General features: G+C 71.6%; 8 protein-coding genes. 3 read left to right on the top strand and 5 right to left on the bottom strand.

Going from position 1 to position 12,154, the window contains the following annotated elements; translation table 11 throughout:
* Positions 1-44: 44 nt before the first annotated feature.
* Both RPQ07_RS21960 and RPQ07_RS21955 read right to left on the bottom strand, forming a co-directional pair.
* Positions 45-461: a GtrA family protein gene (locus RPQ07_RS21960; RefSeq protein WP_313945885.1), complete on the bottom strand. Its 417-nt coding sequence runs from the start codon at positions 459-461 to the stop codon at positions 45-47.
* Complete coding sequence (locus tag RPQ07_RS21955) at positions 458-1,435, bottom strand: glycosyltransferase family 2 protein (protein WP_313945884.1); 978 nt, start codon at positions 1,433-1,435, stop codon at positions 458-460. The genes RPQ07_RS21960 and RPQ07_RS21955 overlap by 4 nt, the downstream gene beginning before the upstream one ends.
* Positions 1,436-1,559: 124 nt before the next feature.
* On the opposite strand from RPQ07_RS21955, the gene RPQ07_RS21950 reads away from it, so the two are divergent.
* The 3 genes from RPQ07_RS21950 (at position 1,560) to RPQ07_RS21940 (ending at position 7,405) form a co-directional block, all read left to right on the top strand.
* The gene (locus RPQ07_RS21950; RefSeq protein ID WP_313945883.1) at positions 1,560-4,049 is read left to right on the top strand and encodes a YfhO family protein; all 2,490 of its coding nucleotides are present in this window, start codon (positions 1,560-1,562) and stop codon (positions 4,047-4,049) included.
* 96 nt (positions 4,050-4,145) lie between these two features.
* Positions 4,146-6,134: a tachylectin-related carbohydrate-binding protein gene (locus tag RPQ07_RS21945; RefSeq protein WP_313945882.1), complete on the top strand. Its 1,989-nt coding sequence runs from the start codon at positions 4,146-4,148 to the stop codon at positions 6,132-6,134.
* Positions 6,135-6,478: 344 nt separating this feature from the next.
* On the top strand, positions 6,479-7,405 hold the full coding sequence (locus tag RPQ07_RS21940; RefSeq protein WP_313945881.1) for a class I SAM-dependent methyltransferase: 927 nt from the start codon (positions 6,479-6,481) through the stop codon (positions 7,403-7,405).
* Between the two features lie 55 nt (positions 7,406-7,460).
* Here the strand turns inward: RPQ07_RS21940 and RPQ07_RS21935 are convergent, their stop codons facing one another.
* From RPQ07_RS21935 to RPQ07_RS21925, 3 genes are all read right to left on the bottom strand, one after another.
* Entirely contained in the window at positions 7,461-9,008 is a 1,548-nt protein-coding gene (locus tag RPQ07_RS21935) for a serine/threonine-protein kinase (protein WP_313945880.1), read from the bottom strand.
* Positions 9,005-9,661 carry a hypothetical protein gene (locus RPQ07_RS21930; protein WP_313945879.1) on the bottom strand — a complete coding sequence of 219 codons (657 nt, stop codon included), beginning with the start codon at positions 9,659-9,661 and terminating at the stop codon, positions 9,005-9,007. The genes RPQ07_RS21935 and RPQ07_RS21930 overlap by 4 nt, the downstream gene beginning before the upstream one ends.
* A 271-nt stretch (positions 9,662-9,932) precedes the next feature.
* Positions 9,933-12,002, bottom strand: a complete 2,070-nt coding sequence (locus RPQ07_RS21925; RefSeq protein WP_313945878.1) for an N-6 DNA methylase — start codon at positions 12,000-12,002, stop codon at positions 9,933-9,935.
* Between the last annotated feature and the right edge of the window lie 152 nt (positions 12,003-12,154).

Here is a 12,154-nt window from a genome sequence, read left to right as displayed (position 1 = left end):
GCGTCGGGCGATGTTCAGCCACGCTGATACCGCCGTCGCAGGGCTCAGCCCCGCACCCGCTCCGGCTCCCGCTTCCTCTCCCCGCCCTCCGGCTCCGGACGCAGCATGATCGTCCGCGAGACCACGAACGTGATCGGGACGGCCGCCGCCGCCGAGATCAGCGGTGCGTAGTGGGTGGCGAAGTGCAGCACGTCCACCAGGACGTAGACGCCCGTCGTCGTCACCACGAAGTTCGCCGCGTTGGTGAGCGGGAAGAGCAGGAACTTCCGCCAGGTCGGCCGGGTGCGGTAGGTGAAGTACGAGGTCAGGAAGAACGACCCGATCATGCTCAGCACGAAAGCGACCACATGCGCCGCGACATACGGCAGCCAGGTCAGCAGGATCAGGTACAGGCCGTAGTACGTCCCGGTGTTCACCGCTCCCACCAGGGCGAATCTGACCATCTGGCCCCGGACCGTCATCGTCTTACGAGCTCCCCCGTGCGTGCGGGCCGGTCTCCCTCCTGCTCACGCGGGAGGCCGGCGTTGGTGGCCTTCACCAGGAAGTGCGGCCGCCGCTTCACCTCGTAGTAGATACGGCCGACGTACTCGCCGACCACCCCGAGCATCAGCATCTGGACGCCGGCGAGTGCGGTGACTGCCACCAGCAGGGTGACATATCCGGGGGTGTCCACGCCGTTCACCATCGCGACACCGACGATCCAGGCGGTATACGCCATGGCAACGGTGAGCAGGACGAGACCGAGATAGACGGCGGCCCGCAGCGGCTTGTTGTTGAAGGACAGAAGTCCGTCGAGACCGTAGTTGAGCAGTTTTCCGAAGCTCCATTTGGAGCGTCCCTGCTCACGCAGCGCATTCTCGTAACTGAAGGTCGTCGTGCGGAAACCCACCCACGCGAACAGGCCTTTGGAGAAGCGGTTGTACTCGGTGAGTTCGAGAATGGCGTCGACGGTACGGCGCGACAGCAGCCGGAAATCACCCACGCCGTCGACCAGCTCCACGTCGACCAGCCGGTTGATCAGCCAGTAGTAGGCGCGGGCGGTGATGGTCCTGGTGACCCGGTCGCCGGTGCGCGTACGGCGCGCGATGACCTGGTCGAAGCCCTCCTCGTGCAGCGTCAGCATGCGCCTGACCAGCTCCGGAGGATGCTGGAGGTCGGCGTCCATGATGACCACCGCGTCGCCTTCGGCGTGCTGGAGGCCGGCGAGCATCGCGGCCTCCTTGCCGAAGTTGCGGCTGAAGGAGACATAGCGGGTACGAGGGTCGGCCTCGGCGATCTCCTCGAGGAGAGGGAGCGTCCGGTCCTGGCTTCCGTCGTCGACATAGACCAGCTCGAATTCCTGCCCCAGCAGGGAAAGTTCGGCGGTCACATGGTCGTGGAAGCGGCCGATGATCTCCTCTTCGTTGAAGCACGGGACCACTATCGAGATCAGCACGGAAGAACAACATCCCACCCGAATGTCGTCGGCGGATTCGCCACATGACGGGTGGGCGACCATTGCGTGAACTGGGCCGCCCTCAGGATGTTTTCACGATCGGCGCTGGCATATTCGAAACATCATGTCGACCTTGGAATCCGTGCGCGGCCGCGCTGCCGCCCTCGCCGCACTGATCACCGTGGGTGCCGTGTGCACCGGTGACGCCGTCGCCCGCAGCTTCCCCTTCGGGTCCCGGACCCGCAGCGTGAACGACCTCGGCAACCAGTTCGTCCCGTTTCACGCTCATCTGTGGGATCTGCTGCACGGCCGCGCCGACGGCGGAGTCCTGCTCAACTGGCAGTCCGGGTACGGCACCAGCTTCTTGCCCGACCTCGGGACCTATCTGACCAGTCCCTTCTCGATACTCGTCGGGCTCTTCCCGCGGGACGAGATCGATCTGGCCGTCTATGTGATCACGCTGCTGAAGATGGCCACCGCCGCCGCGGCCATGACCTGGCTGCTTTTCGCGCTGCACAAGGGCGGGCGCTGGTGGATGGCGGCGGTGCTCGGCGCCTCGTACGCCCTGTGCGGCTGGTCGGTCGTCGAGGCCTCCTACAACCCGATGTGGATGGACGGACTCGTCGCCTTCCCGCTGCTGTGCCTGGTCGGAGAGTGGGCGTGCACGGCGCGGCGGCCGGTCCTCGGGCCCCTCGTCGTCACCGTCGCCTGGGTCGCCAACTTCTACACCGCCTACATGGCGACCATCGGGGCCGCGCTGGTGCTGGCGGTCCGGCTGCTGCTGTCGGACGCCGACGCGCGCGAGCGGATACGGGCACTGCTGCGGGCCGTGCGGTCCATGCTCCTCGGGATCGCACTGGCCACGCCCGTCCTGATCCCGGTCTTCCTCGGCTCGAAGCACGCCTACCCGGGATGGACGAAGGAGTTCGCGCCCGCCGGCTGGGGCGATGTGTTCGCCCGTACGCTGCCGGCGACGTACAGCTTCTTCACCCCCGCGGTCTTCCTCGGCAGCGGTGCGCTGCTCCTCGCCTGCGCGCTCGCCTTCAACAGCGCGGTCCCCCGGCGTGAGCGGTGGCTGTGGTCGGGGCTCGCGGCGGCGACGCTGGTGTCCCTCCAGTGGGCGCCGACGCACCTGGTGTGGCACGTCTTCGCCACACCCAACGGCAGCCCCTACCGGCAGACGTTCGTCTTCGCCGGAATCCTGGTCATCGCCGCATGGATCTGCCTCTCGTACGACTGGCCGGGGCGGCGGGCGCTGCTGGGCGGCGGCGCCGTGGTCGCGCTGGTCGCGCTCGGGGCGTCCGGCAGCGAGCTGATCACCGCCTGGACCTTCCCGCTGTTCGCGGCCGGGATCGCCGCGGTGCTCGGCGGTCTGCTGCTGGCCCGGCGCGGGAAGTACCTCGTGGTCGCCGCCCTGCTGCTGTGCGGCGCACTGGTGGGGCAGGCGGCCGCGACCACCGCGTACGCCGAACGGCAGCGGCTCGGCAGGCTGGACGACTATCCGGCCTGGGGCGAGCAGCACAGTGAGCGGGCGGCCGCCGTGGCCGGAGCGGACCACTGGCCCGCGTACCGCACCGACGTGGGCCGTGACCAGATCACCGGCAACGACCAGATCACCGGCAACGACCCCGTCCTGATGGGCGGCCAGGGCGGCTCGTACTACAGCAGCCACACACCCGACGTGTTCACGCGCACGCTGGCCGCGCTCGGCGCCGGCTGGACGTCCAACGGGCGCAGCGTGCAGTCCCTCGACAACCCGGTCACCGACGCGATCTTCTCGGTCGGCGCGCGGGTGCGCACCCTCCCCGGGGAGTACCCCCGGGCGATCCGGGCGGAGCAGACGCCGCCGCTGGTGACCGTGCGGACCACTGAGCCGCGGGGTCGGTACGGGTGGAACCCCTTCCGCAACCAGGAGCTGCTGCTCGGCTCCCCGGTCTACGGCGCCCCGGTGGACGGCGCCTGCCCGGTGGGCAGCGAGGTCTTCCTGTGGGCACCGAACTACACCGGCAAGGCCCGGCTCGGCGACGCGGAGTGGGTGACGCTGCGTGGCGGACAGCCCAAGCGGCGTGCCGCGCTCACCTCGCTGGGCGTGGTGAACTCCCCCGGCACCAAGGTGAGTTACAGCAAGGGCACTCCGCGTACGACGCTGGGGTGTCTGGACCGGGCGAAGCTCGGCGCCGCGGTGGCGGAGCTGACGTCGACCGGAGCGGTGTCGATGCGGGTCACGGAGAGCGGCGTACGTGCCGAGCTGCCGCCCGGCACTCGCGGGACGGCCGTGCTCGCCGCGCCCCGGATCGCGGGGTGGAGCTGCAACGGCAGGCCGGCGGGCTCCTACCTCGGCCTCGTCGCCGTACCGCTGGCCGAGGGCTCGACAACGGTCGACTGCTCGTTCCGGCCTCCCGGGCTGAAGGCGGGGGCGCTCACCGGATCGGCCGGACTGCTGGCGCTCATCGCGCTGGGCTTGCTGCCCGGGGTCCGTACGCGGATGCGCGGTCGCACCTCCGGCGCGGGCACGGGCGCGGGCCCGGACGCCGGTGCCGGTGCCGGTGCCGGTACCGGTGCAGACAAGGGCGCCCGCATCAGCGCGGATGCCGTCAACACTCCACGCCGGTAGGCACACTGACTGTTCATCAGCCCTTGATCTTCCGATGGATCTTGTTCACATGAAGGCCACCGCAGCGTTCACCTGACGACGCCTAACGTCCAGACCATGACCAGGACTTCACCCCGTGCACACATAAGACGCACCGCTCTCACCGCCGCTCTCGCGATCGCAGTCCCCCTGCTCGTGACGCTTCCCGCCGGCAGCGCCCAGGCGGCCTCCGCGCCAGTGACCTGCGGCATCGGGCCCACGTACATGCTCGACTCGGCGGGCAGGCTGACCCGGTCGGACATGCCCTCCCCGCTGACGGGTTCGGCCCTGCCGGCCGGGGGCGTCATCGACACCACCTGGACCGGTTACGGGAACATGCTCGCCGGTCCCGGCGCGTCCTTCTACGGCATCAAGTCGGACGGCCTGTACTACTCCCACCGCATCACCGCCACCACCACGTGGGACGTGCACCACCGGAAGATCAGCACCGGCTTCGCGGAGTTCGACAACGCCGGGCGCAAGGACGACATCACCATCGACCGCGGCGGCTACATCTGGACGCTGACGGGCGACACCCTGCGCTGGAACCGCTACGACGCTGCCACCCAGGCGTTCATCACCGGCAGCGGCAAGATCGTCGCCTCCGGATGGAGCCGCTACGACGCGATCTACGCCACCGACAAGGGTGTGATCTACGGGCGTTCGGCCACGGACGGCAAGCTCTACCGGTCCCGCTACGACGTCACCAGCCAGCGCTGGATCGAGCAGCACGTCCTGGAGTCGGCCGCCGACTGGTCCGACACGAAGTCGATGACCTCCTACGGCGGCGACACCCTCTTCCGGGTCAAGGGCAGCGGCGCGGTCGCGTACTACCGCTTCGACGAAGGCATCCGGGACTTCCCGGTCTACAACAAGCAGGTCGAGGCCGGCGGCTGGGCCGGGTACACCGCCGTCTCCGGCGCGCCCGACGGCTGCCGCCTCGACGTCAACCACACCCCGGCCTCGCCGTCCGTCGCGCTGGAGAACTACAGCCGCGCCTCGGTGACACAGTCGTCGGCCGGTTCACTGGAGTTCGCCTACACCGACAACATCGGGCGCCTGGTGCACGGCCGGGCGGCCGACGCCTCCAACCTCAACGACGTCCAGTGGACGACGATCTCCGGCAACGAGGCCTTCTCCGGACAGCCCTCCCTCGCCGAGCACACCGACGGACGCGTGGTCGTCTCCGCGCACAACATCTCCGGCAGTGTCTGGCAGCGCAACCAGGCCGCCAAGTCCAGCGCCGACTGGGGCGGCTGGATCAACCTGGCCGGTGCGATGGCGCAGCACGTCGTGACCGGGAAGACCCCCTCCGGGCTGCTCGTGCAGTTCGCCGTGGCCGCCGACGGCAAGCCCTGGTACCGCATCCAGCAGCGCGCGAACGTGGACTTCATGGGCTGGACGCCGCTCGCCGGCTCCGGCTTCACCGGCCCCTTCACCGCCGTGACCGTACGCGACGGCATCCAGCTCTTCGGCACGAGCGCCTCCGGTGTCCTGAGCACCGCGCTGTTCAAGGAGGCCGGGATCCTGTCCTCCTGGTCCACGCTCGGCGCGCAGGGCATTTCCGGCACGCCGACCGTGGTGGTGTACCCCGGATACCGACTGCGCGTCTTCGCGACGGACGGACTCGGCAAGGTCGTGACCGCGGCCCAGTCCGCCGAGGGCGGCCCCTACGGCGAGTGGAGCGCGCTCGGTGACGCCGCGCAGGACAACGGCAACCCGGTCAGCCTCACCGCCGACGGTTCCCCGAGCGCGGTGATCTCCCCGCTGACCGGTCTCACGGAGGTCGTCGTCCGCGGCAGCGACGGCAGCATCTACAACACCGGTGAGACCACCCAGGGCTCCGGCGCCTGGCGCACCTGGCAGAAGGTCTCCTCCGAGACCTCCGCCACGGAACCCACCGCGTTCACCTTCACCAACTCCGCGGGTCCGGCCTGGGCATACTCCTTCCGCACGCCCGACAACCAGACGCGCGTGTACCAGGTCCAGGTGACGTCGTCACTGTCCGCGATGCGCACCGCGGACAAGGCACCGGACTTCGCCGGGCGCGCGCTGCCCCGCCCGTAGTCCCCGCACACCGCACCCGCTCGCCGCCCGGTCCCGCCGAGGACCGGGCGGCGGTCGCGTCTCCCCCATCGTCCCGAGAGAGTCCTCCTCCCTGTGCCCGCTGTCCGCACCAGGGCGGGCCCGCTGCCCGCCTTCGCCGAAGCCCGCACCTCACCCCAGCGGTACAAAGGGTCACTGGACAAGCTCCGGCTGATCCGGCGGGCGCCGAGCGCGAGGGCCGGAGGCGGGCGTCCGCCCCTCTGATCGCGGTCCCGGTGCCGCGTCGCCGCGACGACGCCAACACTTCACCTGCCTCACACTGGCCCGTGGTGTGCGTGCCGCCCGTTCACCCCTACGTTCCCGACATGCCCTCTCTGTTGCGCAACCGTCTGACGAAGCGAGTCCTGCACCCCGCGGTCGCCGCGGTCGACCACCTCCTGGACCGTGGTGCGGTCCGGAACGCGAAGCCCCTGCGGCACGAACTCGACGTCCTGCGAAGCGAGATGGACGAGCTGAAGCGGCAGCAGTACGCGGTCGGGCTGCTATTCGACGCCACGGCCCGCAGCGGCCACCGCGTCCCGCAGGAGCGGCAGATCGACATGCTCGTGGGCGCGATAGAGACGGTGAGCGGCGGCACCGAGCACGCCCGCCGGAACGTGGTCGTCGCCTACCGCACGCTGATCGCGATGGAAGCCCTCGCGGTGGGCCGGATCGCGGGCTCCACCTCCAACATCTGCGGAAAGCTCGCCACCGTTCCGCTGCTCTCCCCGCCCAACGGCAACATCCTCGAGATCGGCACCCTGCACGGGCTGTTCGCCTCCGCCCTGGTGCGCATGGTCCACCGGGCCGGTATCGAGCCCGACCTCACCATCGTCGACCCGCTGGCCGGAGCGCAGCTCCAGCCGGGCACCTCCACGGGCGCCGACCCCACCGGAACCCCGGTGCGCGAGGACGTGGTGCGGGCCAACCTGGCGCTCGGCGGCAGCCGGGCCGGCCTCGACGCCCGGATCCAGCAGGGCTTCTCCTCCGACCCCGAGGTGCGCGTCGCGGTCTCCGACCGGAAGTACGGCGTGATCATCGTGGACGGCGACCACTCGGAGGAGGGCGTGCGCGCCGACCTGGAGTGGGTCGAGGAGATCGCCGCCCCCGGCGGCATCGTGGTCCTCGACGACTACGGCGACGTGGCCTGGCCCGGCGTCCAGGACGCCCTGGACAAGCACCTGGTGGGCGGGACCTCGCGGCTGCGCATGCTGGGCCGGGTCGCCACGTCCGCGTTCCTGCGCGCCGACTGAGCACGGTCGGACGGGCGGCCCAATGCCCGGTGCCGGTGCCCGGTGCCGGAGACCGTCAGCGGCTGAAGAACTTCTGCTGCCGGCTGATCGCGCGGCGCAGCTCCTGCGGCAGCTGGTGATAGGGCCCGTACGCCCGCTCCGTGTCGTACAGCAGGCCCTGGAACTGCTGCTGGGCCGCCGTGTGATCGCCCACGGCCAGCAGCAGGTTCCCGATCCGGTGCCGCACGTCGAAGGCCCGTGCCGGGTCGGAACTCGCCGACTGCCGACTCTCGTAGAACGGCAGGACCGCCCGGTACTCGGCGAGAGCCGCGGCCGGCTCGCCGAGTTGCTCCAGGCACTGCGCCGCGTCGTAGCGGAACTGAAGCGTCTGCGGGTCGGCCGGTCCCGCCTCCGCGGCCCGGTCGTCCGCGAGCCGGCGCAGTTCGGGCAGCGCGCGGCGGTACTGCCCGTCGTCCATCAGCGTGGTGGCGTACTGCTTGCGCAGGATCCGCACGACCGGCGAGTGCTCGCCGTGCTCGGCCGCGGCCGCCGGGAGGATCCCGCCGAGGATGTCCACGGCCCGGGTGATGCTTCCCTCGCCGAGGAGACGCTTCACCTCGTCGACGGCGCCCGCGACATCGGGGCGCGGCGCGGGCGGGGCGGTGGGCATCGCGGGCGGCGGGGTCGCGACCCGGTCGGGCCAGGGCGCGTGCGGGCGCAGGAAGGGGCGGGTCGGATCGAGCGGCCCGCCCGCCGGGGTCCGTACGGCGGAGGCCGCGGGCATGCCGCGCACCGGCAGCAGCGGCGCGAGCGCCTCGTAGACGTCCTGGGCGCCGGAGGGGCGGTGCTGCGGGTCCTTGGCCAGCAGCCGCAGGACAAGGGCCTCCAGCGGCTCGGGGATCTCGGGGCGCAGCCGCCGGATCGGGAGCGGCGCCTCGTACAGATGGCGGTGCAGCACCCCGAGCGCGGTGGAGCCGGCGAACGGCACGTTCCCGCTGAGCAGTTCGTGCAGCAGCACCCCGAGGGCGTACAGATCGGTGTACGGGCCCACGGCGCCGCCCATGGCCTGCTCGGGGGCCATGTAGGCGGGGCTGCCGATCGGTGAGCCGGTGTGCGTGAGGCGCGTGGTGTCGGTGTCGATGACGGAGGCGACGCCGAGGTCGAGGACGGTGACGGTGCCGTCCGGCTTCACCATCACGTTCCGCGGCTTGAGGTCGCGGTGGACGATGGGCACGGCGTGCACGGCGGCGAGGACGGCGCACAGCTGGGCGGCGACCGAGACGGCCCACTGCCAGGGGTAGGGCTCGTGCTCGGCGAGATGGTCGGCGAGGTCGGCGCCCTCGACGTACTGCATGACGAGATAGAGGTCGTCGTCGTCGCTGCCCGCGTCGTGGACGGTGACCAGGCCGGGGTGCGAGACCTGGGCGGTCACCCGGCACTCGCGCACGAAGCGGCGGCGCATCTCGCCGGCGGCGGTGGCGGCGGCCATGTGGTCGGGGCGCAGCAGCTTGACGGCGACCCGGCGGTCGAGCCGCCCGTCGTACGCCGTCCAGACCTGGCCCATGCCACCCTGCCCGATGATGGTGGAGAGCTCGTAACGGCCCGCGATGACGCGTCCGTTCACCGGCCCTGCTCCTTGCGCAGGTAGTCACTGAGCTCATCCAGCTCGGCGCGTACCTGGTCGATGCGGGGCTTGTCGGAGGGCGTGTGCGGCTGCCCCTGCGGCTGCGGGGCCGGGTGCGGCGGCGGTGTCTGGTGCGGCTGCTGTGCCTGGTGCGGTTGCTGCGGCGGGATCGGCTGCGCGGGCGGGTAGCCGTAGCCCGGTGCCGGTGTCACCGGCGGAGGCGTCGTGGACGGCACCGGATGTCCGGCGGGATGGGCCGGCGGCCCGTAGGCGTTCCAGGCGGGGCGCGGCTGCTGGAAGTGGCGTATGTCCGCCACCAGATAGTGCACGGGCACACCAAGAGCCATGCCGAACAGGACCGCCAGGCACACATAGTCGACCGGGCCCGGCTCCGCCTCCTTGGCGGCGTTCACCTCGGTCTCGGAGCCGAACACCCCGATGACCACGAACGCGGTGATCGACAGGGCGAGGCTCAGCCAGAACAGCAGCCAGTCCATGCGCCGGCGGCGCATGACCGCGATCCGCAGCATCGTGCCCCAGGCGAGGAGGCCGCAGGTGAGCAGCGCGAGAGCCACGAAGAGCACGCGGAGGGTGACGAGGACCGCGCCCGACGGGGGACCGGGCTGCGGCGGGGCATAGCCGTGGCCGTGCATTCCTGCTCCTGATGGCCTGGGGACAAGGCAGATGATGAGAGGACGAGCGTATACACCGACACGGACAACGTGACCCGGGTTGTACGGACCGGCTGTCCGATACGTCACTTCGGGAGTGGACGACCGCTCCCGGCCCTCTCGGCGGGGGTGCCCGGGGCCGTGATCACCGCCGCCGCGGACCGGGGGCCTGGCCGTTCCGGCTGTCCCGGGGCTGTCCCGGGGCCCCTGTCGCGCCCGTCACGCCCGTCACGCCCGTCACGCATGTCGCCCGTCACGGCCTGAGCGTGCCGTCCGTCAAGCCGTCGTACAGCCCCTGGACGAGCTGCTCCCCGAGCCGTCCCGCCAGTCGCAGCGCGTCCTCGAACGCTGCAAGGGTGCGGAAGCGTTCGCCGTAGCGCTGCTGGTCGGCAGGTGGCAGCCGCGGCAGCTGCAGCCGGCGTACGTCGAGCCGCGTCGCGGTCGACGCATAGCTGCTGGCCTGCCGGGTGTTGGCGGTGCCGCGCAGGAACCCGGCGAGGAACCACGCGTCGAGCGCGGCCGGATCGGGCCGCAGCAGCTGGAGGTTGCGGCCGAGCGCCGCGCCCGCCGTCGCCGCGTCGACGACGCGGACCACCGATCCGCCGCCGAGGACGGGGACGACGACATCGCCCTCCTCCAGGAGGACGGCCTCCTCCTCGGTCCCCTCGGGGAGCGCGCCGGATGGCCCGGCGCCCGCGAGGACGTCGTGCTCGGTGAGGACGGGGACATGCCGGCCCGCCGTCGCGCCGGTGCCGCCCGCCCGGATCAACAGCGCGCCCGCACGGGCCAGTTCGCCGACGGTGGTGGCAGGCCAGGGCGCGGGCCGGTCGTCGGCGGTGGGTGACGGGGTGAGTTCGCCGGTCAGCCGGAGGGTGTCGGCGAGCCGGTCCCGTACGAGCAGGAGTTCGTCCGCACCACCGCCCGCGGCGGTGGGCGGCACATGCCGGGCCGGCGCCAGATCCACATCGTCGTCGAGGAGCCCGATGACCGGCACCGAGCGGCTGACGCCGGGCCGTTCGTCGGCGGTGCCCTCCCGGTCGAAGCGCCGCCAGGCGTCGAGGACGGCGGTCTGCACGGCCTGCCAGTCGAGCTTGTCGCGGCCGCCGGCCGCACCGGCCAGCTCGGCGGTGTCGACGAGCAGCAGTTCGGAGGCGGGCGGCCGGCCCGCCTCCGGCTTGCGCAGCACCCACAGATGCAGGGGGATTCCGTACGGGGGCGCGGCTCCGGCGGGCAGTGCGATGACGGCCCGCAGCGCACCGCGCCGCAGCAGCCCCGCGCGGATACGGCGACCCGAGCGGCGCGACGCGGCGGCGGGCGGCATGAGCAGCACCGCCGTGCCGCCGGGGCGCAGCCGGGCCAGCGCGTGCTGGACCCACGCCAGTTCGGACTCGGTGCGGGCCGGGAAGCCGTACTCCCAGCGCGGGTCGTAGGCGAGCTCGTCGTGGCCCCAGTTGCGCTCGTTGAACGGCGGATGGCACAGCACGGCGTCGACGGCGGCCTCGGGGAAGGCGTCCGCGCGCAGGGTGTCGCCGCAGCGGGCCCGGACGGTGGCGTCGGAGTGCAGCGCGAGACGCAGGGCGGTGAGCGCGGTGAGGTCGGGGTCGGCGTCCTGGGCGTAGAGGGCTTCGGGGTACTCCACGGCCCGCAGCAGTGTGCCTGCTCCCGCGGCCGGATCGAGAACGCTCGCGGCGGGTCCGGCGACGGCGGCCATGAGGGCGGCCGGCCCGGGCGGGGTGAGTGTGTACTGACGCAGGTTGGCGTCGAGGAAGCGCCCGAGCAGGAACTCGTAGGTCTGCCGGTGCCCCAGCTCGTCGGCGAGCTCGGCGACCGAGCGCAGCAGGGGCACGCTGTGAACACCTCCGGCGATCGACGGCACGCCCGACGAGCGTTCGGAGGCGCCGAGCTCACGGAAGAGTTCGCCGCGGTCGTCGCCGAACCGCACGGCCAGCACCTGTTCCACCGCGGTCGGCAGCAGTTCCGCCATCCGCTCGTCCGAAGCCGCCGCCAGCTCCTGCCAGACGGTCGGCCGCTCCCGTACGAGCAGCAGGGTGCAGCCCGCCTGGATCAGCGCGGTGGCGGCGGTGGACGGGTGGTCGGCGAGTTGTTGCCAGACCCGTTCCCGCAGCGGGACCTCGGCGAGTTTCCCCTGGTCACGCAGCCACTGCTCGACCTCCGCGAGGGCGAAGGAGGGGCTGGTCTCGGTGCCGCCGACGGGCCTTGGGAAGTCCGCGTGCCGGCGCCGCCAGTTACTGACCGCGGCCCGTCCGACCCCCGCCAGCCGGGCGATTCCCGCGGCCGTCACCTCGCTCGCGTTCTCCGGCACCTGCCGCCTCCTTCGTCCGCACCGCCCGGCCCTGCCCGTGGGTTGTGCCGCCGAGCATACCGGCGCGCACGGATTCCGACGCTTCACAGTGTGAGTGGACTCGAATCCCGTGAACTGTGTTGACTCGGTTCACAGGCTCTGCTCTTATTGAC

It is taken from the genome of Streptomyces sp. AM8-1-1 (assembly GCF_032229325.1).
GTDB classification, from domain to species: Bacteria; Actinomycetota; Actinomycetes; order Streptomycetales; family Streptomycetaceae; genus Streptomyces; species Streptomyces achmelvichensis.
This window is presented reverse-complemented; position numbering and strand designations above follow the sequence as displayed.